Below are 26,561 nucleotides of genomic sequence, written 5' to 3'. Positions count from 1 at the left end.
TGAAAGACCGCGTGCTTGCGGCCATTATTGAAAGCCGTAAAGCACAACGCCAGCGACGATTTCTTCCATCACCCGTAAGTCCGGCTAACACCATGTTGAAGCGCTATCCGTCCATCCAGTCGATGCAGGCCTTCCTGCTGGCCGCGCGCCTCGGCAGCTTTTCGAGCGCGGCGCGGCAGTTGTCGCTCACGCATAGCGCGATCAGCCAGCAGATCCGCACGCTCGAAGAATTCGTCGGCCAGCCGCTCTTTGTGCGCGAAAGCGGCCGCGTGGTGCTGACGGATGCCGGCGTGCTGTTCGCCAATCAGTTGGCCGATGGCTTCGAGCAGATCGATCGCGCGTTGTCGTCGGTGAAAGAGCGCCCGGTCAAGCAGTCGATCACGCTCGACGTCGATCCCGAACTCGCGCAAAGCTGGCTGGTGGCGCGCTTGGCGGCTTTGCTCGGCGCGTTGCGCGGCACATCCCTCACGGTGTTGTCCACGCCGCGTCACGACCGCAGCGCGTTCGAGCGTGTGGATATTGCGTTGCGGTATGGATATGGCGAATGGGACGGCTTCGAAAACACGCTGATCTGCGGCGACCGTCTAACGGCCGTGGGCTCGCCATCGCTGCTGGAGGAACGCGGGCTTACCGTGCCGCTCACGCCGGAGCAACTCCTGGAATTGCCATTGCTCGGCTATACGAAGCGTTCGTGGATTCCCTGGCTCGCCGCCGCGGGTCTACCCGAAGTCGAGCCCGATGCGGTGGCGGTTTTCGACAACGCCGCCGGCTTGATCGCCGCCGCGAGTGCAGGCGTGGGCGCCGGTTTGGCGCGCGGCCTGCTCGCCGCCGACGCGCAACGCAACGGCAATCTGATCGAACTCACGCAGGTGGAAATTCCCACGCACTACAACCTCTACGCGGTATGGCCGCGCGAGAAAGCCGAGCGCGTGACGCCGCTGATCGACGTGATACGCGACCTGGTAGCGAAAACGGTCAGCACACGCTAGCCGCCACTTCTCGCACAGTATCGAGAAAGAGCGACAGCACCGGCGAAGGCGTATCCGCACGATAACGCGCATACAGCGACACTTCGGGACGCGGCGCAGCCACCGGCACAAACACGACACCACCCGTCGACAATTGCCGCGCGGAAGAAGGCAGCAAGGCCACGCCCAACCCTTCCCGCACGAGGCACAACAGCGTATGCACCTCGACCACTTCCTGATCGATTCGCGGTGTAAACCCCGCCTCGACGCAACAGTCCTGTAGAAACCGAGCCAATTGCGACTGCCGCAGCCCGAACGACACGAACCGCTCGCTCTCCAACTCGCGCAACGCAATCTCTTCACGCGAGGCCAGCGCATGCCCCAACGGCAACGCTATCACCGCAGATTCGCGCATCACCACTTCGCTGCGAATCTCCGGATCCTCATGCGAGACGCGGAAGAAACACACATCGAGCCGGCGCTCCTTCAACGCGAGAATCTGCGCGGCCGGCGTCATCTCATGCAGCGTCCACCGCACTTGCGGATGCTTCTGCGCGAATACCCGTAGAGCGCGCGGAATCGGCTCGACCATCGCCGAGCTGATGATGCCGATCTCGAGACTCCCCACTTCGCCGCGCCCCGCGCAGCGCGTCAGATCGATCGCGCGTTCGAACTGCGCGAAGATCAACGGCACCTGTTCTTTAAGTGTTTTCCCTGCCTCGGTGAGTTCGACACGGTGCTGCGAGCGCGTGAACAACGCGGTGCCCATCTCCTCTTCGAGGATGCGAATCTGCTGGCTCAACGGCGGCTGGGAAATGTGCAGCCGCGCGGCTGCCCGGCCGAAATGCAGTTCGTCGGCAAGCACCGCGAAGTAACGCAACAGCCGGATGTCCATATCGCAAACGTATCAAGATCGTGGTTAAAAAATATTGTACAGAGCGTTTTTATCTTGTGAGACTGCATCGCAAGCAGCAGTGCACATCAGTGTGACACTCGATGCCGGCGAGGGGAAGGCGCACAAACACTGCGTCTTGCAAAGGGCCGCATGGGCAAGCCCAACGGGCTGAGTTCCATCGATGCGCCTGCCCGCGATCCGGCAACTGGATACACCAGTTCCTCTCAAGGAGATCGAGTACATGATCATCGACACTAGCTGTTACCCGACCAACCTGGTCGACCTCGCGTGGCGCCATGACGGCGAGCCATTTTCAGGCGAGCGTCTGATCGAAGTGATGGACGGCCCCTACATCATCAACGGTAAGCCTCGCCGCATCGACAAGGCGTTCATTCAGCCGCCGCAAGGCAACACCATCTATACGTGGACCGACGGCGAACGCTCGGGTCGCGAGTCGATCGACGACTACATGGCGTACACCGTGGAATGCGTTCAGAAGTACCCGGACCGTCTGCTCGGCTGCTTCGTCTACAACCCGCGTTGCGGTCCGGAGAACGGCGCCGAAGCGATCGAGTTCTATGCGAAGGAACACGGCTTCAAGATGGTGCAGTTGCAGGCCAACATGCATGCGTATCGCCCCGACCGCGCGCTCGACTGGCTGCGCCCCGCGTTGCGTAAATGCGCGGACCTCGGCCTGCTCGTGAAGCTGCACACCGGCGACGGCCCATACAGCATTCCGAGTGAATGGTATCCGCTGATTCGCGAATTCCCGTCGGTGAATTTCATCATGGCGCACTTCGGTGTGCAGACGGGCGGCGTGTATTGCTTCGAGCCGTATCAGATGGCGCTCGATACACCGAACGTGTATTGCGAATCGAGCTGGTGCCTGCAATCGCGCATCGTCGAATTCGCGAAGGTGCTGCCCACGCACAAGATTCTCTACGGTTCCGACACGCCGCCGAACGAGCCGGGCATGTGGCTGCGTTTGCTCGAAGTGTTGTGCCACGAACCGCCGCAAGGCCTGAATCTCGACGAAGACACACTCGAGGATTATCTCGGCAACAACCTCGCCCGCATGATCGGCCTCGAGCCGAGCGCGCCGCCGAGGAGCGTCGAAGAAGCGCAAGCCTATCTGAAACACCATGCCGGCACCGCGAAGAAACACGCGGGCGAGGCCCACTACGCAGGAGCCCGCTGATGATCATCGATACCCATCTGCACCCCACGAACCTCGTCGACGAAGCCTGGCGCCACACCGGTGAGCCGTTCACCGGCGAACGCCTGCTGAAGATGATGGACGGTCCGTACATCATCAACGGCAAGCCGCGCCGGATCGACATGGGCTTCATTCAGCCGCCGCCCGGCAACACCGGCTATCGCGACGGCAATCGACGCGGCCGCGAAGGCATTCGCGACTACATGTCATATATCGCCGAATTGACACAGAAGTACCCGGATCGCTTTATCGGCAATTTCACGTACAACCCGCGCTGGGGCCCGGAAAACGGCGCGGCCGAGCTCGAATTCCACGTGAAGGAATACGGCTTCAAGATGCTCAAACTGCACGCGAACATGCACGGTTACCGACCGGATCGCGCGCTCGACTGGTTGCGTCCCGCGATGAAGAAGTGCGCGGAGCTCGGCGTGGTCGTGCTGATCCACACCGGCGACGGACCGTACACGATCCCCACGCAGTTCTATCCGATCATCCGCGAATTCCCGATGGTGAATTTCATCATCGGTCACTTCGGGATTCAGACGGGCGGCAACTACTCATTCGAAGCCTTCTGGATGGCGATGGACACGCCGAACGTGTACTGCGAATCGGGCTGGTGCTACCAGTCGCGCATCGTCGAATTCGCTCGCGAGCTGCCGCGCAACAAGATCGTGTTCGGCACGGATTCGCCGCCGAACGAGCCGGGCATGTGGCTGCGCGAACTCGAAATGCTGTGCGGTCCCGCACCGCAAGGCATGAATCTGGATGAGGACGGCCTCGAAGACTACATGGGCAACAACATCGCCCGTCTGGTCGGAATCGAGCCGACCAAGCCGCCGAAGGATCTCGCTGAAGCGGAAAAGCGCTTGAAGGCGACGTACGTGAATGATGTGGTGCAACCGGCTTAACGCTGACTGCCCGATGGTTTGAAAGCAGGCGCGGTTAGCGCCGCGCCTGCTTCTTTCGTCTCACGCGTTTCGACTCAACCAGCGGTCCGCTTTCGTTATCGCTTTCGACGGAGTTCACTATGGCGGATAACCTCTTCCGCGCTACACAGGATTTTCACCGCTTCGCGCAGGCGTATCGCGAGCACTATTCCGACGATGTATTGACGCTGACTCAGCCGCTGTCCGCGGACCAGGATGTCACGGCGGTCGTCGCGGAACTCGCCGCGCGCGGCCAGCATCCCATGCTGATCTGCGAGAAGGTCGACGGTATCGCGACACCTCTCGTCACCAACTTTTTCGCTTCACGCACACGCATTGGACGCCTGTTCGATGTCGACGCGTCCGGCCTCTTCGAAGCGTATCAACGACGCGCCAATGCACCCATCTCGCCCTCGTACGTGGAGAACGGTCCCGTGCTGGACCAGGTGATAGAAGGCGACGCCGTCGATCTCGCGCAGTTGCCGATGATCCGCCACTTCGATACCGACCGCGGCCCGTATATCACCAATGCGGTGATCGTCGCCGAAGATCCGGTCACGGGCGCCGCGAACCTCAGTTATCACCGCTCCATGCGGCACGCGAAGAACGCGTTGGCCACCAGCCTGCATTCGCGCGGCCATCTCTGGCGCATGCTGCAAACGGCGCAAGCGCGCGGCGACACGTTGAAAGTCGCGATGGTGATCGGCGCGCATCCGCTCTTCATGCTGGCCGCAGCCGCACGCGTACCGTTCGGCACAGACGAGCGCTCAATTGCAGGCGGTCTATTCGGTGCTCCGCTGGAACTGGTGCGCACGCCGCGCTACGGCATCGGCGTGCCCGCTTCCGCGGAGTTCGTGCTCGAAGGCACGATCGACCCTTCCGCGCACGCCGAAGAAGGCCCGTTCGGCGAGTTCACCGGTTATTCATCGGACCGCTCGACCAACAACGTGCTGCGCGTCGACACGATGATGCGCCGTCACGATGCATGGCTGGTCGATGTGGTCGGCGGCCCCTACGCAGAACATTTGACGTTAGCCCGCTTGCCGCGCGAAGCGGAAATGAGCGAGAAACTGAAGGCGCGCTTCCCGTCGGTCACCGCCTTGCACTACCCCAACTCCGGCACGCATTTTCACTGCTACGTCGCGCTGAATCAGACGCGAGACGGCGAAGCACGCCAGATCATGCTCGCGCTGCTCGGCTGGGACCCGTATCTGAAGAACGTCGTGGCGGTGGACAGCGACATCGACATCACCAGCGACTCGCAGGTGCTGTGGGCGATCGCGACGCATTTTCAGCCGCATGAGGACGTGTTTATCGTCGACGGCTTGCCGGGCAGTCCGCTCGATCCCTCTTCGTCCGCGGCGGGCACCACGTCGCGTATGGGGATCGACGCGACACGCGGCGCGCATTTCGACGGCATCCGCGCACGGATTTGCGAACGTGCTTCGCAACAGGCCGTGCACATTCTGACCCGCGCCGCCGGAGCACAGCGATGAGCGCGCGGCGACTCGTAGTCGGCATCAGCGGCGCTTCCGGCTTTACGTATGGCGTGCGCCTGCTGCAACTGCTGCGTCAACTCGATATCGAAACGCATCTGACCGTCTCGCGCAGCGCGCTGCTCACGATGACGCACGAGACCGACTACAAGTTCGCCGAAGTCAGCGCGCTCGCCAGCGCCACCTACCGTTGCGACGACATGGCCGCGGCCATTTCGAGCGGCTCATTCCGCTCGCTGGGCATGATCGTCGCGCCCTGTTCGATGAAGACGCTTGCCGAAATTGCCAGCGGCATGTCGTCGAGCCTGATTTCACGCGCCGCCGATGTCACGTTGAAAGAGCGCCGCCCTCTGGTGCTGCTGGCGCGCGAAACACCGTACACGTTGGCGCATCTGCGCAACATGATTGCCGTAACCGAAATGGGCGCGATCGTCGCGCCACCCGTACCGGCGTTTTACGCGCGCCCGGCTTCACTCGACCAGATGATCGATCACACGCTAGGCCGCGTGCTCGATCTGTTCGGTCTCGAAGCGGGCACCGTCAAACGCTGGCGAGAAGTGGACATACCCGCACCGCAAATCGCCTGATAGCCGAACCGCAGTACGAACGAAGAAACGGAGACGAGCCATGAATCACATTCACACCACCCACAACGACATCGAGAAAATCCCCGTCACGGTGCTGACCGGGTTTCTTGGCGCCGGCAAAACGACGCTGCTCAACTACATCCTGCGTGAGAAACACGGCCGCAAGATCGCAGTGATCGAAAACGAGTTCGGCGAGATCGGCATCGATGGTGGCCTCGTGCTCGAATCGACCGAAGAGATCTACGAAATGACCAACGGCTGCGTCTGCTGCGTCGGCGCGGTGCGCGAGGATCTGGTGCGGATCGTACGCATGCTGGTGGAAAGGCCGGACCGGCTCGATCACATCATTGTGGAGACGAGCGGTCTCGCCGATCCGTATCCGGTGGCGCAGACTTTCTTCCTCGACGATCCGATTGCGAAGCAGGTCACGCTCGACGCCGTCGTCACGATGGTGGACGCGAAGCATATCGCGGCGCATCTGGACGATCTGGTGCTGGACGGTAGCGACAACCAGGCGGTCGATCAGATTGTGTGTGCGGACCGCATCGTCATCAACAAAGTCGATCTGGTCGGGCCGGACGATATCGCGTCGCTCACGCAGCGTATTCGCGGGCTCAATGCCACGGCGGAGATCGTGGAATCGAGCTATGCGCGGATCGACCTCGACAGGATTCTCGGCGTGGGCGCGAACGAGTTCTCGCAGATTCTCGTCGAAACCGATGGCTTGCACGAGGGAGAACACGCGCACGGCCACGAAGAACATCAAGCCCACCACGACCACGAACATGAGCACGATCACGCTCATCTCGACGACGATCACGCCGACCATCAACACGACGAAAGCGTGTCCTCCGTCGGGATCGAAGTCGACTCGGATATCGACCTCCACGCACTACAAGCGTGGCTCGCGGAACTGCGCGACTCGGACGCGGCGAACCTGTTCCGCATGAAGGGCATTCTCGCCGTGCAAGGCCAGTCGCATCGCTATGTGTTGCAGGGCGTGCACAACGTCATCGAATTGCGCGCGGCGCAAGTGTGGGGTAGTGAACCGCGCTCGTGCCGCATTGTTTTCATCGGACGCGATCTCGATCGCGCCGCGCTGACCGACCGCTTCCATGCCTGTCTTGCCGTGCCGGTTGCGGCCTGACGGGAGACCCGGTCGGCGCGCGAAGTGATGCCGTACGGCGAGGCCCGTGCGGCGCGTTCCGATCGAAAACAAAATGCAAGTACCTTGCATGCGACCGGAGTAAGCGCAGAAGCGTTAATGCCGGTCGACATAGGAGACACGTCATGAACACCGCCATACACCCCGTCGATCGGATTCTGCCGAAGCGCCAGATGATCACGCTCGGTTTGCAGCACATGCTAGTGGCTTACATCGGCGCGATTGCTGTTCCGCTGATCGTCGCGTCGGCACTGAAGATGTCGCCGGCCGACACTACCGTGCTCATCAGCACGGCGCTGTTTTGCTCGGGCATTTCGACGATCCTGCAGACCGTCGGCTTCTGGAAGTTCGGTGTGCGTCTGCCGATTCTGCAAGGCGTCGCATTCAGCAGCGTCGGGCCGGTGATCGCGATCGGCACGAGTCCGGGCGTCGGCTTCGCCGGTGTATGTGGCGCGGTGATTGGCGCGGGTCTCTTCACGATGTTCGCCGCGCCGCTGGTCGGGCGCTTACGAAGATTCTTTCCACCTGTCGTGACCGGCTGCATCGTAACCGTGATCGGCTTGCAACTGTTTCCCGTGGCGTATCAGTGGGCCGGTGGCGGCGAGGCCGCGCAACAGCAGTTCGGCGCCCTGCCCTTCCTGAGCGTCACGCTGTTCGTCGCATTGGTCATTCTCGCGATCAACCGATTTGCCAATGCGTTCCTGCGCAACCTGTCGGTGCTCATCGGCCTGGTGGCGGGCGGCATTCTGGCGTGTTCGCTCGGCATGGGCAATTTCGCGAGCGTGTCACAAGCGCCGTGGTTCACCTTGCCGCTGCCGTTTCACTTCGGCACGCCCGTGTTTTCGTTGGTGCCGGTGCTGACGATGATCGTCGTCATGGTCGTGCAGATGGTCGAATCCATGGGCCTCTTTGTCGCGATCGGCGACATCGTCGACAAGGACGTGAGCGAGGAAGACGTGGTGCGCGGCATGCGCGCCAACGGACTCGCCAGCGCGATTGCCGGCATGTTCGCGGCGTTCCCGTTCATCGCTTTCATGGAGAACGTCGGGCTCGTGATTCTGACCGGCGTGCGCAGCCGCTGGGTGGTGGCGATCAGCGGCGTGCTGATGTGCGTGGTGGCGCTGGTGCCGAAGATCGGTGCGGTGGTGGCCTCGACGCCTTCGGCGGCGCTCGGCGGCGCAGGCATCGCGATGTTCGGTGTCGTGGTCGCGGCCGGTGTGCAGACGCTGGCGAAGGTGGACTTCGAGCGCAATCGCTACAACGTGCTGATCGTCGGCTTTACGATCGCCACCGCGTTGATTCCAGTGATGGCGCCGCAAGTCTTCAAGCATATGCCCGATTGGACGCAGCCGTTCCTGCATAGCGGCGTGGTGCTGGCGTGCCTGGTTTCCGTGGTGCTGAACGCGGTGCTCAACGGCGCGCATGAAGAAGACCTCGTGCCGGCACACAACATGGTCCGCGAATAACGGACGCGGCATGACGAGCGCGGCCGGTACGCCTGTATGGATCGCCGGCCGCTTCGCAGTAACTGAAAGGACATTGAATCGTGAGCATGCAAACTGAAGCGTTGCTGATCAAGAACCCTGTTGCGGTGATGAGCGGAATGAGCGGCGAGCGCGCGCGGCTCGGTCAGGTCGATCTGCGCATTCGCAACGGCCGTATCGAAGCCATCGCCCCGAACCTTGAACCGCGCGCCGACGAGCGCGTGATCGACGCGCGGTCTTGCGTCGTCTATCCGGGCTGGGTGAATACGCACCACCATCTGTTCCAGAATCTGCTGAAGGCCGTGCCTTCCGGTATCAATGCGGACTTGCAGGACTGGCTGGCCGCCGTGCCCTATCCGCGGCTTGCGCGGTTTACGCCGGACCTCGCGCGTGTCGCGGCGCGTCTGGGTCTCGCCGAACTGCTGCTTTCCGGCGTGACGACCTGCGCGGATCATCACTATCTCTATCACGCCGACGGCAGCACCGAAACCGGTGATCTGCTATTCGACGAAGCGGCTTCGTTCGGCATGCGCTTCGTGTTGTGCCGGGGCGGCGCTTTGCAGGCGGCCGGCGATCATCCGGGCTTTTCGAAAGTCGCACTGAAGCCCGAGACGCTCGATCAGATGCTCGCCGACATCGAACGTTTGAAGTCGCGCTATCACGACAGCGGCGCGGCCTCGATGCGTCGCGTGGTCGTCGCGCCCACCACGCCGACGTTCTCCCTGCCGCCCGAACTCCTGCCCGAAGTCGCGCGCGCGGCTCGGCGGATGGGTCTGCGGATGCATACGCATCTGTCCGAAACGACCCGTTATGTCGATTTCTGCAAGGAGCGTTTCAACCAGCTGCCGGTCGAGTTCGTCGCCGATCACGAGTGGCTTGGACCGGACGTCTGGTTCGCGCACCTCGTGCATCTGCAAGCCAGCGAAATCGCCATGCTCGCCGAAACGGGCAGCGGTTGCTCGCATTGTCCGGTCAGTAATGCACGCTTAGGCAGCGGCATCGCGCCGGCGCCGCAAATGGCGGCTGCCGGCGTGCCGATGTCGCTCGCGGTGGATGGCGTGGCGTCGAACGAATCCGGCAGCATGACCAACGAAGCGCATTTCGCGTGGCTCGTGCATCGTGCGGCGCAGGGCGCGTCGGCGACCACCGTCGAAGAGACGATCCATTGGGGCAGCGCGGGCGGCGCAGGCGTGCTCGGTCTCGATGCGGTCGGCACGCTCGAAGTGGGCAAGGCGGCGGACTTCGTGCTGTACGACATTAGCGATCTGCGTTTCAACGGCTTTCACGATGTCGCGGTGGCGCCGGTGACGGCGGGCGAACCGGCGCGCGTTCGCTATAACGTGGTGAACGGCCGCGTGGTGGTGGATAACGGCGTGATTCCAGGTCTCGATCTCGACGAACTTCGTTACGAAGCCGCCGAGGGCGTGAAACTGTTGCTCGCTGACTAAAGGACAGGGGACGCTTCAGAATGCAAAGCAAACGAATCCGGCTCGGCATGCTCACGCCTTCGTCGAACACAGCGCTAGAGCCGATCACCGCTGCGATGCTGAGCGAACTGCCGCACGTCAGCGCGCACTTCGCCCGCTTCACGGTGACGGAGATCGCGTTATCCGAGACGGCGCTCGGTCAATTCGACGCGAGCCGGATTCTGGCCGCCGCGCGTCAACTCGCCGATGCGCGAGTGGACGTGATCGGCTGGAGCGGCACGTCGGCTGGTTGGCTGGGGTTCCATCGCGATCAGGCGCTATGCAGGCAGATCACCGAAGCGACCGGTATTCCCGCGACCACCTCGGTGCTGGCGCTCAACGAAATCTTCGAGAAGACCGGGGTAAGGCGATTCGGTCTGGTGTCGCCTTATACCGATGACGTTCAGCAGCGAATCGTGCGTAACTACGAGACGCTCGGTATTGAATGCGTGGCGGAGCGGCATTTGGGGCTACAGGATAATTTCGGCTTTGCCGAAGTGCCCGACACACAACTCGCGATCATGATGCGCGAAGCCGCGTTCGCGAGACCGGACGCGGTGACCACCTTCTGCACGAATCTGCATGCAGCGCATCTGGTGCGCGCGTTCGAGATGGCGACGGATATTCCCGCGTACGACACAGTGGCGACGGTGGTGTGGAAGGCGCTGAGAATACTGGAGGTGGATACGAAGCCGTTGGTGAGTTGGGGGCGGTTGTTTGGCGAACTGCGATAGCTTTGCGTTCGAGCGTCGAGACAGATTGAAAGGCTGAAGGGCCTCATTCAATGCGCCCTTCAGCCACCGCGGCGTCAGATCACTAAAGGCATCGCAGGCGGCAACGCGGCCAACCGCAAATGCTCGACGCCGTCGGCCAATGCAAACGTCGACTGCTGTCCATCCCGCATGCGAATGCTGATCGTCCTGTCACGCTCATCACGCGAGCCCACCACGACCAGAATCGGCACCTGCTTTTCCCGTGCATCGACGATCTTTTTCTCCAACCGCTCAGGCCGGCTGTCCAGCGCCGCTCTGCCACCGGCAGCGTCGAGCGCACGCATCACCTCTTGCGCATAAGCCAGATTCGCGTCGCTGATCGTCGCCACCACGACCTGTTCAGGCGCCAGCCACACCGGCAACCATCCCTCATGATGTTCGAGCAACATCGCGATGAACCGCTCCATGCTGCCGAGCACGGCATGATGGATCATCACCGGCCGCTCACGCTCATTGCGCTCGTTGACGAACTCGGCATCGAGCCGCTTGGGCAACACGAAGTCGAGCTGAATCGTGCCGCATTGCCAACTGCGCGCGCGGCTGTCCGTCAGATGAAACTCGAGTTTCGGTCCGTAAAAAGCGCCCTCTCCTTCGAGCACATCAAACTCCAACCCGGCCGCGCGCGCCGCATTCGCCAACGCCTCTTCCGCCCGATCCCACGTTTCATCGCTGCCCGCTCGCATCGCCGGGCGCGTCGCGAGCGCGACCTTGAACTCGGGAAAACCGAGGTCCGCATAGACCGCGCGCAATAGCGAACAGAAGCGGCCGACTTCCGCCTCGATATGTGCTTCCATGCAGAACACGTGCGCATCGTCCTGCACGAAGGCCCGCGTACGTTTGAGTCCTTCGAGCGAGCCGGAAGGCTCATCGCGGTGACACGCGCCGAACTCGCTATAACGCACCGGCAACTCGCGATAAGAACGCACGCGCTGGTTGAACACCTGCACATGACAGGGACAGCTCATCGGCTTCAGCGACAGCGCGCGGCCTTCTTCGGCGTCGGCCAACGAATACATCGCCGCGCCGAACTTCTCCCAATGCCCGCTTTTTTCCCACAGCGAGCGCGCCAGCAATTGCGGCGTGCGAATCTCCCGAAAACCCGCGCGACGCATGCGGACACGCACATAATCTTCGAGCACGCGATACAGTTCCCAGCCTCGCGGGTGCCAGAACACCATGCCGGCGCCTTCTTCCTGTTGATGGAAGAGGTCGAGTTTATTGCCCAATACACGGTGGTCGATGTCGTTCACAGTCTTGCTCCGTTTGATCGCTTAGCGCTGGTGGATGCCGCAAACGGAGGTCCAGAAACGCCAAAGGCCCCGTCCGTTTCCGGCGGGGCCTTTGGTGGTTTGCCACTGCTTCTGCTCCTAGCGCGTGCAACCTCCAGACGACCCGCCTGTGAAGGTGGTCGTCGTGGTGGTGACGGCAGCGAAGGGAATCGAGTGGAAGTCCATGGCTCGACAGTAAACGATTCGGCGACGCTACGTCAATCGCATTCTCGACGCGCTCTGGTCAGAACAGCACGTTAAACGCTACGATGTATGTCTGATCCGAAACCGGCGCGCGCTTCGCAACACGCCGGTCTGCAACTCAACTGATCCATCGAGCCTCCAACCTTGACCATCCATATCCGTCCCGCTCACGCAACCGACGCCGCGTTGATTCTTCGCTTCATCACTGAACTCGCGGTGTACGAAAAGGCCGAGCATGAAGTCGTCGCAAGCGTCCACGACATCGAAGCGAGCCTGTTTTCCACCGAGTCCAGCACGAAGGCGTTGATCTGCGAAATGAACGGCGAGCCGATTGGCTTCTGCGTTTACTTTTTCTCGTATTCGACCTGGCTCGGCAAGCAAGGGCTTTATCTGGAAGACCTGTATGTGTCGCCGGCATCGCGTGGCAGCGGCGCGGGCAAACAGATGCTGCGTCACCTCGCAAACATTGCCTGCGACACCGGCTGCGGCCGCTTCGAATGGAGCGTGCTCGACTGGAACGAACCGGCGATCGGATTCTACGAATCGATCGGCGCGAGCGCGCAAAGCGAATGGGTGCGGTATCGCCTGGCGGGAGATGCGCTCAAGAAATTTGCCGAGGGTGACGTTTGAGCGGTGTGTCTATATGCGCAGCCCCCGACGTCACTGCGCCGCGCCATTCGCCACGGCGTCCACCTCGAACGCATCGCCCGTGGCAAAGAACGTTCCGCCGGCCACGTAGTGACAGGTGCGCAAACCGGGATCGTCGCCGAAGTGCCAGCGGTTATTCGAGTACACGCGGCTATCCGCATACGCCGCGACAACCTCGCCAATGATCAGGTCGTGGCGCTGGCTATCGTCCGGAATGACCTTGCACTCCATCCACGTGATGCAACCTGCGAGCATCGGCACGTCGATTTCTTGCGCGGGGAATGTCTCCAGATCGAAAGCTGAGAACTTGTCGAGTTCAGTGCCGGCGTTCGAGCCCACCGCCAGCGTTTGTGCCGCGAAGTCAACACTCGGCAACTGCAGACCGAACACGCCGCTTGCCTCGATCAGTTGCCGCGTGAGCGTGCGGCTATCCACGACCACGACCACCTTCGGCGGATTGAAGTCGAGCGGCATCGCCCAGGAGGCCGCCATGACATTCGAGCGGCCGCCGTGCGCGCTGGTGATGATCGTGACCGGACCGTGATTGAGTAATTGCGTGGCCCGCGACAACGCCACAGGTTCTCGGGTGACTTTCATACATAGGTTCCGCGTCGAATGAATGAGAGCGATTGTAGCGTCGGGGCTCGATGCGTGCTGCGCGTGCCATTGCGGGCCGATTCGGGTGAGAATGAAACACCATCAACCCGTTGGAGAAACCGTGCGCGCCGTCTGCCCATATCCCGCTGACAGCGACATCGTTATATTCGACGAAGCAGTTCGAGCGGCCGCGCGAGGAAGGTGACGTTCGCTGTTCACCGAGTCCATCGTCAAATGGGACTTAAAGCAGGACGGCGAGCCGATTCGCACGCACAGCAGCCGGCTCCTGCCCATGCGCCACCACGGCGTACCGGCAATGCTGAAAGTCGCCCAGGAGCCGGAAGAAAAATTCGGCGCGCGGTTAATGGTGTGGTGGGACGGCGAAAATCAGGGCGGCAACTCACGAGCCGCCGCCCCGGCGTCAGTCAGTGGGGCGCTTTGCCGTTGGGCACGGCGTCCAGTGGTTTGTGCTGTTCTTCACCGAGTCCGGGGAAGAACGCATTCCATGCGGCGCGCACGCCTTGGGCCGCGGTGGCCTCGGCGGCGATCGACTCGGCTTCGCCATCGGCGGCTTTCGATGGATCAGCGGATAGCCCGCGCCAATGCGTAAACACGAGCAGCGGTTTCTCGGTCCATACGCCGTCGCCATACTTCGCGAAAGCCGTGTCCCCGCTCGTCAATTGCACCTCGTACCAGCCTTCACGGACGGGCGTGTGGGCCGCAAGCTCAAACCACGCGGTCGGTTCGATTTCCTTCATGTCGTCTCCGGTCGGATAAATCGTCATAGATAACCACAGCAAAGGCATTCTTCATGCCCGGGCCGACAGCGGGCCGGCCAGCCCACGCCCTGAAGGCAATCCGCCTTGCAGGCATTGCCTGTCACACGATGTTGCAGTGCGGCGCGCGCGGCATGATTTGCGGGCGATCGGTCGATTTCACTCCGATCCAAATCGCCTCGCATAATCGACACGATAGCGCGACATGGCCCACGTGGACAAACTCAAAAAGTTACACGCGAAGCTTCGCGCTCGAGGCCTCGCTGGACCGGCGCTTCGGCTTGCCGTCCAGCTCGGCCGCCAGCCCGGCCAGCACGCCGACGGCGGGCGCCAGTTGCTCCGCGGGCGTGCTGCCATAACCGATCACCAACCCGTTCGTGTCGGCGCGCGGCTGGAGCGCGAACCCCGATAGCGCGCGCGGATTGAGCCCTTTCGCAAGCGCGTGTTCAGTGAGAGTTTGATCGCTTATGCGCGCCGGCAAGCGCAGCGTCAAATGCATGCCGCAATTGCCGCCGAGGATTTGCGCCGGCGCGAAATGCGCAGTGAGCGCGTCGCGCAACGCCTGCTGTCGCTCGCGATAGAGACGCCGCATGCGCCCCAGGTGCCGCCCGAACTCGCCGCTCTCAATGAAATGCGCGAGCGCCAGTTGTTCCAGCCGGTGTCCGCCGCGCAACATCTCCTGCAACGCGACTGCCGTGTGTGTGGCGATCGGGCGCGGCAGCACCACGAAGCCGATGCGCAGCGCGGGAAACATCGTCTTGCTGAACGAGCCCACGTACAAAACCGGCGCGTCGTCGACCAGACCTTGCATGCTGGCGATCGGCTCGCCGGTGTGGCGGAATTCACCGTCGTAATCGTCTTCGATCAGCCACGCGCCGCTTTGCCGCGCCTGAGCGATCAGTTCCAGGCGGCGCGCCACCGAGAGCACCGAACCCGTCGGATACTGGTGCGCCGGCGACGTGTAGATCAGCTTGGGCGGCCGGGTGCGCCATGCGTCGGCGGGTGCCGCCATGCCTTCCGAGTCGACCGGGATCGGCACCGTGGTCAGGTCGCCCTGATTGAAGGCCGCCTTCGCGCCGCGATAACCGGGATCCTCGACCCACGCGACATCGCCTGGATTGGTGAAGAGCCGCACGCACAGGTTCAGCGCCTCCTGCGCACCCTCGGTGATCACGACCTGCGAGCCGTCGCAACGCACCCCACGCGCCATGCGCAGGTGCGCGGCGATGGCGTCGCGCAATGCCGGCTCGCCAGCCGGCGTGCCGTAGCCGAGCGCAAGCGGCAACGCGCGCTCCATGGACCGTTCGAGCGCGCGCCGCCACGCGGTCACCGGAAACCGGTCCAGTGCGGGCGTGCCCGGCGTCAGCGGCAAGGTGTTGTCCGTGTGGGTGAGCGTGGCCGCGAACTGCCCGACACGCGCCGCGTAGGCCACATCCGGCGCGGCAGGGTGTGTGCGCGGCTCGCCGCGCGCAGAGGGGCTGGAGAGCGGGCTCACGCGCGTGCCTCGCTTGTCGGCGACCACGTAACCGACCGCGGCCAGATGCTCGTACGCGATCACCACGGTGTTGCGCGACACCCCCATTTCCTCCGCGAGCAGACGCGACGCCGGCAGCAGCGATCCCGCCGGCAAGCGCCCCGCGAGAATCGCCTGCTGCAAGCGCTCGATCAGCTGTTTTTGCAGCGGTTCCGGCTTCGCTCCTCTGCCATCACTCGCGGATGCAAGCGGCCCAATGATTTCGATCATCGCTGCTGGACCTATCAAATGAGTTTGTCGTGGATCTTTTGAACATACCACGTTTGCCGTATCGTTCTTCATCAACGACGATCATTCGTAACCGAACAGGAGAAGATCCATGGAACCCAGACGCAACGCGTTCGAGCAGCCGATCGGCACCCCCGTGCCGGGCTGGAACGGCGCTCAGGCGCCCGGCCGCGAGCCGCTGGTGGGCCGCTATTGCCGGATCGAGCCGGTGGACGTGGAGCGCCACGCCGAGGACTTGTACGAGGCGTACCGCTCGGCGACCGACGGCAGCGACTGGACCTACCTGACGGTGGGTCCGTTCGAGAGTCTTGCGGCTTATCGCGAGCATCTGACGCGCGCCGCCGCATCGGCCGATCCGCTGCACCATGCGGTGATCGATCTGGCGACCGGCAAGGCGGTCGGCACGCTGGCGTTGATGCGGATCGACCGCGCCAATGGCGTGATCGAAGTCGGCCACGTCACGTATTCGCCGCGTCTGAAGCGCACGCGCATCGCCACCGAGGCGATGTTCCTGTTGATGTCGCAGGTGTTCGACAAGCTGGGCTACCGGCGCTTCGAATGGAAGTGCGATTCGCTGAACGGTCCGTCGCGCACGGCGGCATCGCGCTACGGTTTTACGTTCGAAGGCATCTTCCGCCAGGCGATCGTGTATCGCGAACGCAATCGCGATACCGCGTGGTTTTCAGTTATCGACAGCGAATGGCCCGCGCTGCGCTCCGCCTATGCGCGCTGGCTCGACGCCGGCAACTTCGACGCGCAGGGCCAGCAGGTTGAACGGCTCGCGAATCTGATCGCAAAGCAGCGGGCAGCGGCCGGCAACGACCCGCAATGAAGCGCGTGTCGCGCCGGCCGGCACGCGGCTAGCGCGACACACCCGGCGGCGACGCCCGTCGCGCGCCGGTTCAGACTTCGTGTGAGCCGCGACGCAGCACGATGGTCGGTTTGCCTTTGTACGTGGTGCGAAGTTGCTCGCGATAGCCGCACTTGTGAGCAACGCGCAGTGACGGCAGATTCTCCGGCGCGACGATGCAGGCCGTTTCGCCGCCGGGCCACTGCTGATCGGCCCACTCCAGAGCGGCAAGCACGGCTTCCGTTGCGTAGCCGAGGCCGTGTACGGCCGGATCCAACGCCCAGCCAACTTCAGGCGTGCCGATCAATGACGGCTCGATCTCACGATGGTAGTCGGCAAAGCCGACTTCGCCGAGAAACCGGCCGCTCTGCCTGTCCCGCACGACCCAATAGCCGTAGCCGAGCATCGCCCAGTGTCCGGCGTAGCGCAGCAGACGCGCCCAGACCTCTTCGCGCGTGAACGGTTTGCCGCCGATGTAGCGAATCACTTCGGGATCGGACCACATCGCAAAGCTATCGAGAAAATCGTCGCGCGTGTGCGGGCGTAGGGATAGGCGGGAGGTAGTGAGAAGCGTGGGACGGGTAGACATTGCGTAAGAGCGGATCGTGGTTGAAGTGGCTCGGCAGGCAGTGCGCTCGATCATCGCAGATTTTTTCCGCGCGAGGGGCGTGGCCAAAATCCGGACCGAGCGCGCCGCAAGCTATGGCAGGAGAAGAGACTTCGCCATACACTCCCCGATACGTCCGCGCACACGAGTCGACGCAATAAGCACATCGACAACAGCATGCGCTGCATCGCCCCGCTCACCACCGGTCTGTCGATGAAACATCGCCTGCGCTACCTCACCGCGCTGATCGTGAACGTCGCCTTGCCCTGGCTCGCCTACCGGCTCGCCCTCCCGCACTGGGGCCACCTCGGCGCGCTAGCCGCCTCGGCATTGCCGCTGCTCGCGTGGATGAGCCTCGACCTGCTGCGCTATCGCCATTTCGACGCGCTCAGCGCGATCGTGCTGGTCGGCATCGTGCTTTCCATACTGGCCACGGGCGCGGGCCTCGCCAGCAACGCCCGGCAGCGCGCGATCGAAGAACCCATGGTGTCCGGCATGATTGGCGTGTCATTCCTGATATCGCTCGCGCTGCCGCGGCCGTTGGTGTTTTATCTCGGCCGCTCGACCATGTCGCGCGAGGATCATCGCAGCGTCGAGAGCTTCGAGCGGCATTGGCGCGAGCGTCCCACGCTCGTCGCCTATATCCGCTTGATGACGCTCGTGTGGGGCATCGGCATGACGGGCGAGAATCTCCTGCGTAGTCTGATTGTCTGGCAATGGGCAGACGACCCGCGCTCGGCCATCGCCTCCAACGTGCTGAGGTACGGCGTCTACGCCGGCCTGACGGCCTGGACTTTCTGGTGCCGCCGGCTCATCAAACGCGATGCGCTGCGCTATCCGGACGACGCCGTGGACCAGGCAAACCCGCTTGCGAGTCGATAAGCGCCGCGCTCACGCCAGTTCGAGAAAGCGCGCCAGACACGGATTGCGATTGGCCGGCGACCACGCCAACACCTGTTCGATCAGCGGCGCATCGACCAGCGGCCGGAACACCACACCCGCGAGTTGCGCCTTGCGCATCGAAGCCGGCACCAGCGCCACGCCCACCCCTTCGTCGACGAGGCTCAGCACTGTTTGCTGCAACTGCACTTCGAAGCGTATGTCGGGTTCGAAGCCGCCAGAGCGGCAATGCTCGACGATCGTCGCGCGCAAAGTGGGCGCCACGTCCTCGGACGCGAGCACGAACGGCTCGCCCGCCAGTTGCGCGATCTTCAGACGCCGCGCGCGCGCTCGTGGATGACTGCGCGACAGCGCAACGCACAAAGGCTCGCTGAGAATCGTGCGTGTGGCGAGCCCCTTGTCCGGGATAGTCGGGAACATGATGGCCGCGTCGATATGGCCGGCGAGCACCTGCTCGGCGAGGTCGTTCGAGACGACTTCACGCAGGTGCAGCGCGACCTCGGGAAATGCCGCACCAAAAGCCCGCGCATAGCCGGGCACGACGTTATAGGCCGCGCACATCGTGAAGCCGATAGCGAGCTTGCCCGCATCGCCCTGCGCGGCAGCTTGTGCGTTGCTGACGGCTTGCTCCACGGCGGCGAGGATCGCCTTCGCGTCGGCGTAAAAACGCTCGCCCGCGGCGGTCAAAGTGACGCTGCGCGGACTGCGCTCCACCAGCGTGACGCCGAGGCTCGCCTCCAGCGCCGCCAGTTGCCGGCTCAACGGCGGCTGCGACAGGTTCAGACGCGCCGCCGCCCGGCCAAAATGGCGCGTTTCGGCAAGCGTCACGAAGTAGCGCAGCGGCTTGATATCGATCACGATGCTCTCGCGCGAAATGACAATGCAAAAAAGGTATTGTCGGGCACAATAAACGGTATTGGATTGTATCAACGCTAGCCACTACGCTGGCGGATCGCCATGTCTTCCCGAGATTTTTTCGCCGATGTTAGCCACCCTCGAAATCCTGCTTCCCGTCTTCGGACTGATTTTCGCGGGTTTTGCATGTCGCCGGCGCAACGTGCTCGGGCCGAACTCGGCCTCGGAACTGAACCGCTTCGTGGTCTGGCTGGCGCTGCCGGCGTTGCTGTTCGACATCATGGCGCACGCGACCTGGCAGCAGCTCTATCAGCCGGCCTTCGTCGCTACTTTTTCGATTGCGTGCGTCAGCGTGTTCGTGCTGATTCTCGCGATACGCTTGCTGAGCGGCCGGCATCTCGCCGATGCAAGCGTCGATGCAATCGCGGCGTCGTATCCGAACACCGGTTACATCGGCTTCCCCCTGGGACTGATCGCGTTCGGCCCGGCCAGCCAGACGCCGACCACGATCGCCACGATCCTCGTCGCCTGTGTGCTGTTCGCACTTGCGATCGTGCTGATCGAGGTGGGGCTGCAGAGCGAGCGCACGCCGCATAGGCTGGCGTTGAAAGTGCTGGGCTCGCTGGCGCGCAATCCGCTGATCGTGTCGCCGATTGTGGGCGTGCTGTTCGCCAGCCTGCATGTCGCGTTGCCGGCAAGCGTCGAGACCTTCCTGAAACTATTGGGCGGCGCGGCGAGCCCGTGCGCGCTGGTGAGCCTCGGCTTGTTCCTCGCGGAAAAGCGCCCATCCGAGGCCGGCACACGCGGCATTTCCTGGTTACTGACCGGGATCAAGCTGCTGGTGCAGCCAGCGCTGACGTGGTGGTTCGCGGCGCGCGTGTTCGGACTCTCGCCCACGCTGGTCGAGATGGCCGTCGTGCTGGCCGCGCTGCCCACCGGCACCGGCCCGTTCATGCTCGCCGAGTTCTACGAACGTGAAGCGCACATCACCTCACGGACAATCCTGCTGTCCACCGTTGGCTCCGTCGCGACCCTGTCGTTGCTGTTGATGTTGATGGGCCATCGGACCTAAGCGCAGCTGAACGCGCCGGCCGGCACGCAAACATACGTAGGCCCGCGCCTCGCGTTATGCTTCGAACACGGACCGCCTCGGTCCGCGATCCGCTTGCGCGAAGCCGACCCGAACCGCCCCGCCGTGCCGAAAGCCCGCCCACCCGAACTGCATGACGACGCCGACGCCCGTTCGCTCGCGCGGCACTATCCGCGCGGGCTGCGCATCGACCCGCACTCGCACACGTGGGCGCAGGTGCTGTACGCGGTATCGGGCGTGATGTGGGTGGAAGTCGGCCGCGAAGCACTGGTCGTGCCGCCGCAACGGGCGGTCTGGCTGCCGGCCGGCACGCTGCATTCCATCCACATGATGAGCGAAGTGGAGATGCGCAACCTCTACCTTCACGAGCGCAACGTCGGTCACCTGAGCCGGCGCAGCGACGTGTTCGAAGTGAACGGCCTGCTGCGCGAACTGATCACCTCGATCGCGGAACACGAGGGCACCGGCGCACGCGATCAAACCTATCTCGACGCCGCGTACCGTCTCGCCATGCTGGAACTCGCACACGCGCCGCGCTCGTCGCTGCGCATCGCGCTGCCCGATGCTTCGGACCGGCGGCTCGAGGCGCTATGCCGCGCGGTGATCGACAACCCGTCGATCGCCATCAGTTTTGAGCAGCATGCGGCTTCGGTCGGAGCGAGCGTGCGGACGCTGGCGCGGCTCTTCACGCGGGAACTGGGTATCGGCTTTGCCGAATGGCGCCGCCAGGTGCAACTGGCGGTGGCCGTCTCCTGGCTCGCCGAAGGGCGGCCGGTCAGCAGCGTCGCGCGCTCTCTCGGTTTCCAGCCGAGCAGCTTCAGCGACATGTTCCGCCGCGAACTCGGCGCGCCGCCCACTGGCTTCGATCCGAGCGGCACATTGAGCGAAGCGGCTTCTGCTGTCTCACCCGCACGCGAATCCGAACCCCAACCCGAACCCGAACCGGCGAAGACACGTCCCGGCTGATTACTCGTCGCGCTTGTCTTCTGCGCATGGTGTCCAAGCTGATCCAACGCCTTGTCCGATATTCGAAAGTCTTTGTCTCAACGCCTTTATGCCGGTCATCTAGACTACGTTCAATCTGCTGCGCGAAATAGCGCGGAATCCAGCAGCACCCCTCTTGCATGGAGCGACGCACGATGAAAGCCGTCCAGTTCAAATCCTTCGGCAGCCCCGAAGTGCTCGAATACGTCGATCTGCCCACGCCGCAAGCCGATGCGGACAACGTCGTCGTGCAGGTCAAGGCGGCCTCGGTGAATCCGAGCGACGTTAAGAACGTCTCCGGACATTTCGGGCACACGGTTTTGCCCCGTACGCCAGGGCGTGACTTCAGCGGCGTGGTGGTGGACGGTCCGCAAAACTGGCTCGGCGCCGAAGTGTGGGGCACCGGCGGCGATATCGGCTTCACGCGCGACGGCACGCACGCCGAATTTATCAAGGTGCCGCTCGCGGCGCTTTCGCGCAAACCCAAAACACTGAGCCACGCCGAAGCGTCCGCCATCGGCGTGAACTTCGTGGTCGCATGGCTCGGCACGGTCGAGTACGCGCATTTGCAAGCGGGCGAAATCATCGCGGTGATCGGCGCCGGTGGCGGCGTGGGCGGCGCGGTGGTGCAGATCGCGAAAGCACACGACGCGCGGGTGATCGCCGTGGACCGTCATCCACTCGACGCGGATACGCCGGCGGGCCGCCTGATCGGCGACTACGTGCCGCTCGACGAAAACGTCACCGATCGCTTGAGAGCGCTGACCGGCGGCGTGGGCGCGGACGTGGTGTACGACACGGTCGGCGGTGTGGCCTTCGAGACCGCATTGACCCTCGTCAAGCGACGCGGCCGGGTGCTGGAAATCAGCGCGACGGCCAAGCGCCGCGTCGAGTTCGATCTGATCGACTTCTATCACAACGAGACTCAGTTGCTCGGTGTGGATAGCGCGAAGCTCGGCGTCGCCGACTCGGCGCCGTTGATGACAGCGCTGGTCGAGGGTTTCGAAACCGGCAAGCTGACCGGGCCGGTGATTGCGCAGGCCTTCCCGCTCGAGCGCGCACGCGAGGCGTACGAAGCCGTCGCCAGCGGCACGCGCGGCCGCGTCGTCATCACGATGTAATCGCCGTAGCGGCCGGCGGGCGTGGCGACCCGCTTTTCACGTGGCTTTTTACGTGGCTTTTCGATTGATCTGTCACGCGGCTTCTCACCTGGGTACAACAGTCATGAAAGCGTATTTGATCTCGCTGGCCGCCGGAGCGGTGGTCGGCCTCCTCTACAGCGTAATGGAAGTGAAGTCGCCCGCGCCGCCCACCGTCGCGCTCGTCGGACTGCTCGGCATGCTGGGCGGCGAACATGTGATTCCGTTCGTCCGCACCTGGCTGGCCGCGGGCGTTCACTGACCTGCTTCCAGCCGCCGCGCGTTGCTTGCGCTGAAGTCAGCGCATCGATCGAGTCCAGCCAACTCGGACACTTCTTCAGGCTCTGCAGGCCATCCCCTTTTCCGTCACTGTGCGTCACACGCTAAGATTGAGGCCCGACGGGCCCGTGCGCTGCCCGGATATGACAGGAAAAGCTTCGCCTCGGAGAATCAGATGCCTGAAGAATACGAAGTACATGGTCCGCACGACCATGCCGTGGAACACGCCGGCCATCACGACGCGGACCCGTTCGCAAGCCGCATGGCCGTGATCACGGCCATCCTCGCAACGATTGGTGCGCTGTGCGCCTATCAGAGCGGCAACAGCGAAAACCTCGCGCTGTATTACAAGAACGAAGCCGCGATCAAAAAGACCGAAGCGTCGAACCAGTGGAACTATTACCAGGCGAAGGGCGAGAAGCAGAACCTCGCCGAACTCGGCGCGGCGCTCTCCGCCGCCAATACCGACGCGCATGCGAAATTCCTCGCCGACGTCGATAAATACAAGCAGCAGAAAGAGCCGATCCGCGCGAAGGCCGAAGCCATAGAAAAGGAAGTCGTCGATAACGACGTGAAGAGTGAAACGCTCCTGCACGGCCATCATCGTTGGGCACAGGCCACCACGCTGATCCAGGTGGCGATCGCCCTGTGCGCCATCACGTTGCTGACCCGCAAGAAGTGGCTGCGCAATCTCTCGTTCGTGGTGGCGGGAGCGGGCGTGATCACCGGCGCCCTGGCGTTTTTCTCGGCTTGATGGATCAAGGGCCGCACAGCCGCCGTGGTTGGCGGCGCGGCGCAAATGAAGGGGGTGAAGCGTGATTGATGGGTCCGCCGTTCTAGGCGTTTTTTCGGTGTATGTGGCCGGCGTGGTGATCCCCGGCCCGAACTTCGTCGCGGTCGCGCATAAGGCCGCATCGGCGACGCGAGTCGAAGCGCTCGCGATGGTCGCCGGCATCGTGCTGGTCAATCTGTTCTGGGCAAGCTGCGCGATTCTCGGCGTCGGCATTGTGTTCACGGCTTTTCCGTGGCTCGCGCTGGCAGTCAAGGTGGCCGGCGCCGGCTACCTGATCTGGTTCGGCGGACGTCTGATCGTCAATGCATCGGCGGGCAGGCCGGCTGGCAGCATGCATGCGGCGACCGGTGGTTTCCGTCAGGCATTCGCGCAAGGCTTTGCCACCAACATCGCGAATCCGAAGTCGATGGCGTTCTTCGCCGCGGTGTTCTCCTCCGCCATGCCGGCCCACGTCAGCGTCGGCACGTTTGCCGCGATGCTCGGCATGGTGTGCGTGGTGGCAAGCAGCTGGTACGGGTTCGTTGCGCTCACCTTGTCGCATGCGCGGATTGCCAGCGCCTATCGCCGCTGCAAGGCATGGATCGACCGCGTTTGCGGCGGCCTGATCGTCGCGTTGGGTGTGCGTCAATTGATACGGTAGCTTCAGCAGTCCCTAATCTCGAGACGCGTGTTAAATACTGTTTTGCACGCAGTCTCGCCTCCATCAGCGCGAGCAATAAAGAGATAAGCACGGCGCAGCTTCATGACATAAATTAAGGATGCCGTATTACTGTTCGCGCCCCTGCAGCGAACACCGCATCCGGCACGATCTGTCATGGAGGATTCGCTGTGAGAGAAACTATTGATCCGTCAGACGAGGTGACGACCGCCAACCTCGAAGCAAGCATTTTGCTTCCCCAGCTCGGCTGCCCGGCAGGCAAGATCGGCATAGCGGTCGGCGACATGCTGGAACGCTCGAATCGCGCGGTTATCGAAACGGCATTCGATCTGCTCGATCTGCACGCAAACGAGCGCGTGCTCGAAGTTGGCCTCGGCAACGGCGGGCATATCGCCTACGTGCTCGATCAGGCCGCGAGGCTGCGTTTCACCGGTCTCGATCTATCGCCTACCATGATCGCCGTCGCTCGTTGCCGCAACGCGGCTTTCGTGCGCGACGGCCAGGTCAGGCTCGAAACCGCCGACGTCGCCGCCATGCCGTTCGCCGCCGCTTCGTTCGACAAGGCAGTCACGATCAACAGTACGTACTTCTGGCCCGACGTGACCGCCGGCCTGGCGGAGATTCGCCGCGTGTTGCAAGTGGACGCCACGCTGGTGATCGCGGCCATCACGCCGGGTGCCGCGATTGAGATGCCCTTTGCCGAGTACGGCTTTACGGTGCATGACGCAACGGCGCTGGAGGCCGCCTGCGTGGCAGCGGGTTTCGATCGGATCGGCATCACCCGCTTCGTCGAACCGCTCAGCGACCCGCCGCAGCAGTATGGCCCGCGGGAGTTCTATCTGCTTAGGGCGTGCGCCGTCTGATACGGCGGCTTGCATCGGCGCTTTACGCGGCAAGACTCAATGTGCAATGCCGCGCGCACGCTCGAGCAACAATTCGCGCTCACGCGCATTGCGCGTCATACCGGCCGCACGTTCGAATTCGGCACGCGCCTCATCCACGCGGCCGAGTTTCGCCAGCAGATCGCCACGCACGCTCGGCAACCAGTGGTAGTTCGCGAGCGCGGCATCGGTGGCCAGCACATCGACGATCTCCAGTCCCGCAGCCGGGCCGAACGCCATGCCGACCGCCACCGCCCGATTCAACTCGACCACCGGCGACGGCGCCACCTGTGACAGCGCGTCATACAACGCGACGATCTGCACCCAGTCGGTATCGTCCGCGCGACGCGCACGCGCATGACACGCTGCAAGCGCCGCCTGCAGCGCGTAGGGGCCGCTCGCGCCGCCCAACGCATGCGCGCTGTCGAGCGCGGCGAGCCCGCGACGGATCAGCAGTGGATCCCAGCGGCTGCGGTCCTGATCGAGCAGCAGCACGGGGCGGCCTCGCGCATCCGTGCGTGCATGCATGCGCGACGCCTGAATCTCCATCAGCGCGACAAGGCCATGCACTTCGCTCTCATCCGGTACGAGACCGCTCAGCACACGGCCAAGCCGCAGCGCTTCCTCGCATAGCGCAGGACGCATCCAGTCGTCGCCGGCAGTGGCCGAATAGCCTTCGTTGAAGATCAGATAGATGACTTGCAGCACCGAGGCGAGCCGCGGCGCGCGCGCGTCCGCCTGGGGCACTTCGAACGGCACCTTGGCGGCCGAGAGCGTGCGCTTGGCGCGCACGATACGCTGTGCGATGGTCGGCTCCGGCACGAGAAACGCGCGCGCGATTTCGTCCGTGGTGAGGCCGCCGAGCAGCCGCAGGGTGAGCGCGACGCGCGCGTCGGTGGAGAGCACCGGATGGCACGCGGTGAACACCAGCCGCAGCAGGTCGTCGCCGATATCGTCGGCGCGAGCGGCATCGAGGGCATCGACGAAATCGGGCACGAGATGAGCCTCCAGCGCGTCGAGATCGTGCCCCAGCTCCTGATGCTTGCGGGCATGCAGCGCTTCCTGCCGCAAGCGGTCGAGGGCGCGGTTCTTTGCGGTCGCCATCAGCCATGCTCCCGGATTGTCGGGCACGCCCGCGTCGGGCCAATGTTCGAGCGCGGCCACCAGGGCGTCTTGCGCCAGTTCTTCGGCGAGCCCCACGTCACGCACGATTCGCGCGACGTGGGCGATGACCTTGGCGGATTCGATCCGCCAGACTGCCTCGATGGCACGGTGGGTGGCTGCCGTCGTCACG

27 protein-coding genes and 1 pseudogene are annotated in these 26,561 nt (G+C 63.4%); 20 read left to right on the top strand and 8 right to left on the bottom strand.

Features of this window, described 5'->3' with window-relative positions; genetic code table 11:
• The first annotated feature begins 92 nt into the window (after window positions 1-92).
• Entirely contained in the window at window positions 93-989 is an 897-nt protein-coding gene (locus AC57B1_RS30090) for a LysR substrate-binding domain-containing protein (RefSeq protein ID WP_496419517.1), read from the top strand.
• Here AC57B1_RS30090 and AC57B1_RS30085 read toward each other — a convergent pair.
• The gene (locus AC57B1_RS30085; RefSeq protein WP_408350693.1) at window positions 976-1,863 is read right to left on the bottom strand and encodes a LysR substrate-binding domain-containing protein; all 888 of its coding nucleotides are present in this window, start codon (window positions 1,861-1,863) and stop codon (window positions 976-978) included. The two genes, AC57B1_RS30090 and AC57B1_RS30085, sit on opposite strands and share 14 nt — an antisense overlap.
• Before the next feature lie 241 nt (window positions 1,864-2,104).
• On the opposite strand from AC57B1_RS30085, the gene AC57B1_RS30080 reads away from it, so the two are divergent.
• From AC57B1_RS30080 to AC57B1_RS30045, 8 genes are all read left to right on the top strand, one after another.
• Window positions 2,105-3,061, top strand: coding sequence for an amidohydrolase family protein (locus AC57B1_RS30080; RefSeq protein WP_408185894.1), 957 nt, complete (start codon window positions 2,105-2,107; stop codon window positions 3,059-3,061).
• Window positions 3,061-3,987, top strand: a complete 927-nt coding sequence (locus AC57B1_RS30075) for an amidohydrolase family protein (RefSeq protein WP_496419516.1) — start codon at window positions 3,061-3,063, stop codon at window positions 3,985-3,987. Before AC57B1_RS30080 ends, AC57B1_RS30075 begins: the two co-directional genes overlap by 1 nt.
• A gap of 119 nt (window positions 3,988-4,106) precedes the next feature.
• The gene (locus AC57B1_RS30070; RefSeq protein WP_496419515.1) at window positions 4,107-5,501 is read left to right on the top strand and encodes a UbiD family decarboxylase; all 1,395 of its coding nucleotides are present in this window, start codon (window positions 4,107-4,109) and stop codon (window positions 5,499-5,501) included.
• The gene (locus AC57B1_RS30065; RefSeq protein WP_408350699.1) at window positions 5,498-6,088 is read left to right on the top strand and encodes a UbiX family flavin prenyltransferase; all 591 of its coding nucleotides are present in this window, start codon (window positions 5,498-5,500) and stop codon (window positions 6,086-6,088) included. Before AC57B1_RS30070 ends, AC57B1_RS30065 begins: the two co-directional genes overlap by 4 nt.
• Window positions 6,089-6,128: 40 nt before the next feature.
• Window positions 6,129-7,235, top strand: coding sequence for a CobW family GTP-binding protein (locus AC57B1_RS30060; RefSeq protein ID WP_496419514.1), 1,107 nt, complete (start codon window positions 6,129-6,131; stop codon window positions 7,233-7,235).
• A gap of 143 nt (window positions 7,236-7,378) precedes the next feature.
• Window positions 7,379-8,719: a nucleobase:cation symporter-2 family protein gene (locus AC57B1_RS30055; protein ID WP_496419513.1), complete on the top strand. Its 1,341-nt coding sequence runs from the start codon at window positions 7,379-7,381 to the stop codon at window positions 8,717-8,719.
• An 86-nt stretch (window positions 8,720-8,805) separates the two neighbouring features.
• On the top strand, window positions 8,806-10,185 hold the full coding sequence (locus AC57B1_RS30050) for an isoxanthopterin deaminase (protein WP_408295217.1): 1,380 nt from the start codon (window positions 8,806-8,808) through the stop codon (window positions 10,183-10,185).
• A gap of 20 nt (window positions 10,186-10,205) precedes the next feature.
• On the top strand, window positions 10,206-10,937 hold the full coding sequence (locus AC57B1_RS30045) for a maleate cis-trans isomerase family protein (protein ID WP_496419512.1): 732 nt from the start codon (window positions 10,206-10,208) through the stop codon (window positions 10,935-10,937).
• Between the two features lie 74 nt (window positions 10,938-11,011).
• On the opposite strand, the gene thrS is transcribed toward AC57B1_RS30045, so the two are convergent.
• Window positions 11,012-12,226 (bottom strand): threonine--tRNA ligase, encoded by a 1,215-nt coding sequence (thrS, locus tag AC57B1_RS30040; protein WP_496419511.1) that lies wholly within the window; start codon window positions 12,224-12,226, stop codon window positions 11,012-11,014.
• Between the two features lie 366 nt (window positions 12,227-12,592).
• Between thrS and AC57B1_RS30035 the strand changes: the two genes are divergently transcribed.
• Complete coding sequence (locus AC57B1_RS30035; protein ID WP_496419510.1) at window positions 12,593-13,078, top strand: GNAT family N-acetyltransferase; 486 nt, start codon at window positions 12,593-12,595, stop codon at window positions 13,076-13,078.
• A gap of 30 nt (window positions 13,079-13,108) precedes the next feature.
• On the opposite strand, the gene AC57B1_RS30030 is transcribed toward AC57B1_RS30035, so the two are convergent.
• Window positions 13,109-13,693 (bottom strand): flavin reductase family protein, encoded by a 585-nt coding sequence (locus AC57B1_RS30030; RefSeq protein ID WP_496419509.1) that lies wholly within the window; start codon window positions 13,691-13,693, stop codon window positions 13,109-13,111.
• A gap of 211 nt (window positions 13,694-13,904) precedes the next feature.
• Between AC57B1_RS30030 and AC57B1_RS30025 the strand changes: the two are divergent.
• Window positions 13,905-14,066 (top strand): annotated as a pseudogene (locus AC57B1_RS30025) (aminoglycoside phosphotransferase family protein); the annotation flags it as partial.
• Between the two features lie 52 nt (window positions 14,067-14,118).
• Here AC57B1_RS30025 and AC57B1_RS30020 read toward each other — a convergent pair.
• Together AC57B1_RS30020 and pdxR are read right to left on the bottom strand one after the other, a co-directional pair.
• A complete protein-coding gene (locus AC57B1_RS30020; RefSeq protein ID WP_091809052.1) occupies window positions 14,119-14,451 on the bottom strand; it encodes a hypothetical protein in 333 nt (110 codons plus the stop codon).
• 250 nt (window positions 14,452-14,701) lie between these two features.
• A complete protein-coding gene (pdxR, locus tag AC57B1_RS30015) occupies window positions 14,702-16,213 on the bottom strand; it encodes a MocR-like pyridoxine biosynthesis transcription factor PdxR (protein WP_496419508.1) in 1,512 nt (503 codons plus the stop codon).
• A gap of 109 nt (window positions 16,214-16,322) precedes the next feature.
• On the opposite strand from pdxR, the gene AC57B1_RS30010 reads away from it, so the two are divergent.
• Complete coding sequence (locus AC57B1_RS30010) at window positions 16,323-17,063, top strand: GNAT family N-acetyltransferase (protein ID WP_496419507.1); 741 nt, start codon at window positions 16,323-16,325, stop codon at window positions 17,061-17,063.
• Window positions 17,064-17,133: 70 nt separating this feature from the next.
• Here the strand turns inward: AC57B1_RS30010 and AC57B1_RS30005 are convergent, their stop codons facing one another.
• Window positions 17,134-17,670 (bottom strand): GNAT family N-acetyltransferase, encoded by a 537-nt coding sequence (locus tag AC57B1_RS30005; protein WP_496419506.1) that lies wholly within the window; start codon window positions 17,668-17,670, stop codon window positions 17,134-17,136.
• Between the two features lie 231 nt (window positions 17,671-17,901).
• Here AC57B1_RS30005 and AC57B1_RS30000 point away from each other — a divergent pair, with 231 nt between their 5' ends.
• A complete protein-coding gene (locus AC57B1_RS30000; RefSeq protein WP_496419778.1) occupies window positions 17,902-18,570 on the top strand; it encodes a VC0807 family protein in 669 nt (222 codons plus the stop codon).
• Between the two features lie 9 nt (window positions 18,571-18,579).
• Here AC57B1_RS30000 and AC57B1_RS29995 read toward each other — a convergent pair whose 3' ends face one another.
• Window positions 18,580-19,446 carry a LysR family transcriptional regulator gene (locus AC57B1_RS29995; RefSeq protein WP_408480858.1) on the bottom strand — a complete coding sequence of 289 codons (867 nt, stop codon included), beginning with the start codon at window positions 19,444-19,446 and terminating at the stop codon, window positions 18,580-18,582.
• 124 nt (window positions 19,447-19,570) lie between these two features.
• Here AC57B1_RS29995 and AC57B1_RS29990 point away from each other — a divergent pair, with 124 nt between their 5' ends.
• From AC57B1_RS29990 to AC57B1_RS29960, 7 genes are all read left to right on the top strand, one after another.
• Window positions 19,571-20,515, top strand: a complete 945-nt coding sequence (locus tag AC57B1_RS29990; protein ID WP_496419505.1) for an AEC family transporter — start codon at window positions 19,571-19,573, stop codon at window positions 20,513-20,515.
• 123 nt (window positions 20,516-20,638) lie between these two features.
• Complete coding sequence (locus AC57B1_RS29985) at window positions 20,639-21,499, top strand: AraC family transcriptional regulator (RefSeq protein ID WP_496419777.1); 861 nt, start codon at window positions 20,639-20,641, stop codon at window positions 21,497-21,499.
• Window positions 21,500-21,672: 173 nt separating this feature from the next.
• Window positions 21,673-22,638 carry a quinone oxidoreductase family protein gene (locus AC57B1_RS29980; protein WP_496419504.1) on the top strand — a complete coding sequence of 322 codons (966 nt, stop codon included), beginning with the start codon at window positions 21,673-21,675 and terminating at the stop codon, window positions 22,636-22,638.
• Between the two features lie 103 nt (window positions 22,639-22,741).
• The gene (locus AC57B1_RS29975; RefSeq protein WP_408185880.1) at window positions 22,742-22,918 is read left to right on the top strand and encodes a DUF1427 family protein; all 177 of its coding nucleotides are present in this window, start codon (window positions 22,742-22,744) and stop codon (window positions 22,916-22,918) included.
• Between the two features lie 192 nt (window positions 22,919-23,110).
• The gene (locus tag AC57B1_RS29970) at window positions 23,111-23,689 is read left to right on the top strand and encodes a DUF4337 domain-containing protein (RefSeq protein WP_091805624.1); all 579 of its coding nucleotides are present in this window, start codon (window positions 23,111-23,113) and stop codon (window positions 23,687-23,689) included.
• 61 nt (window positions 23,690-23,750) lie between these two features.
• Window positions 23,751-24,368 carry a LysE family translocator gene (locus AC57B1_RS29965; RefSeq protein WP_496419503.1) on the top strand — a complete coding sequence of 206 codons (618 nt, stop codon included), beginning with the start codon at window positions 23,751-23,753 and terminating at the stop codon, window positions 24,366-24,368.
• A 188-nt stretch (window positions 24,369-24,556) separates the two neighbouring features.
• Complete coding sequence (locus AC57B1_RS29960; RefSeq protein WP_496419502.1) at window positions 24,557-25,249, top strand: class I SAM-dependent methyltransferase; 693 nt, start codon at window positions 24,557-24,559, stop codon at window positions 25,247-25,249.
• 36 nt (window positions 25,250-25,285) lie between these two features.
• Here AC57B1_RS29960 and AC57B1_RS29955 read toward each other — a convergent pair whose 3' ends face one another.
• Complete coding sequence (locus AC57B1_RS29955; protein ID WP_496419501.1) at window positions 25,286-26,560, bottom strand: RNA polymerase sigma factor; 1,275 nt, start codon at window positions 26,558-26,560, stop codon at window positions 25,286-25,288.
• Window position 26,561 lies beyond the last annotated feature (1 nt).

Source organism: Paraburkholderia sp. BGA-UO-ETr-F21 (assembly GCF_059567925.1).
This window is presented reverse-complemented; position numbering and strand designations above follow the sequence as displayed.

Coding starts and splice junctions, on each gene's coding strand:
- AC57B1_RS30085 (WP_408350693.1), bottom strand. CDS start 1,863: ATGGACATCCGGCTGTTGCGTTACTTCGCGGTGCTTGCCGACGAACTG.
- AC57B1_RS30065 (WP_408350699.1), top strand. CDS start 5,498: ATGAGCGCGCGGCGACTCGTAGTCGGCATCAGCGGCGCTTCCGGCTTT.
- AC57B1_RS30060 (WP_496419514.1), top strand. CDS start 6,129: ATGAATCACATTCACACCACCCACAACGACATCGAGAAAATCCCCGTC.
- AC57B1_RS30090 (WP_496419517.1), top strand. CDS start 93: ATGTTGAAGCGCTATCCGTCCATCCAGTCGATGCAGGCCTTCCTGCTG.
- AC57B1_RS29970 (WP_091805624.1), top strand. CDS start 23,111: ATGCCTGAAGAATACGAAGTACATGGTCCGCACGACCATGCCGTGGAA.
- AC57B1_RS29990 (WP_496419505.1), top strand. CDS start 19,571: ATGTTAGCCACCCTCGAAATCCTGCTTCCCGTCTTCGGACTGATTTTC.
- AC57B1_RS29975 (WP_408185880.1), top strand. CDS start 22,742: ATGAAAGCGTATTTGATCTCGCTGGCCGCCGGAGCGGTGGTCGGCCTC.
- AC57B1_RS30000 (WP_496419778.1), top strand. CDS start 17,902: ATGAAACATCGCCTGCGCTACCTCACCGCGCTGATCGTGAACGTCGCC.
- AC57B1_RS30070 (WP_496419515.1), top strand. CDS start 4,107: ATGGCGGATAACCTCTTCCGCGCTACACAGGATTTTCACCGCTTCGCG.
- AC57B1_RS30080 (WP_408185894.1), top strand. CDS start 2,105: ATGATCATCGACACTAGCTGTTACCCGACCAACCTGGTCGACCTCGCG.
- pdxR (WP_496419508.1), bottom strand. CDS start 16,213: ATGATCGAAATCATTGGGCCGCTTGCATCCGCGAGTGATGGCAGAGGA.
- AC57B1_RS30055 (WP_496419513.1), top strand. CDS start 7,379: ATGAACACCGCCATACACCCCGTCGATCGGATTCTGCCGAAGCGCCAG.
- AC57B1_RS30050 (WP_408295217.1), top strand. CDS start 8,806: ATGCAAACTGAAGCGTTGCTGATCAAGAACCCTGTTGCGGTGATGAGC.
- AC57B1_RS30020 (WP_091809052.1), bottom strand. CDS start 14,451: ATGAAGGAAATCGAACCGACCGCGTGGTTTGAGCTTGCGGCCCACACG.
- AC57B1_RS30005 (WP_496419506.1), bottom strand. CDS start 17,670: ATGTCTACCCGTCCCACGCTTCTCACTACCTCCCGCCTATCCCTACGC.
- AC57B1_RS29980 (WP_496419504.1), top strand. CDS start 21,673: ATGAAAGCCGTCCAGTTCAAATCCTTCGGCAGCCCCGAAGTGCTCGAA.
- AC57B1_RS30010 (WP_496419507.1), top strand. CDS start 16,323: ATGGAACCCAGACGCAACGCGTTCGAGCAGCCGATCGGCACCCCCGTG.
- AC57B1_RS30045 (WP_496419512.1), top strand. CDS start 10,206: ATGCAAAGCAAACGAATCCGGCTCGGCATGCTCACGCCTTCGTCGAAC.
- AC57B1_RS30075 (WP_496419516.1), top strand. CDS start 3,061: ATGATCATCGATACCCATCTGCACCCCACGAACCTCGTCGACGAAGCC.
- AC57B1_RS30030 (WP_496419509.1), bottom strand. CDS start 13,693: ATGAAAGTCACCCGAGAACCTGTGGCGTTGTCGCGGGCCACGCAATTA.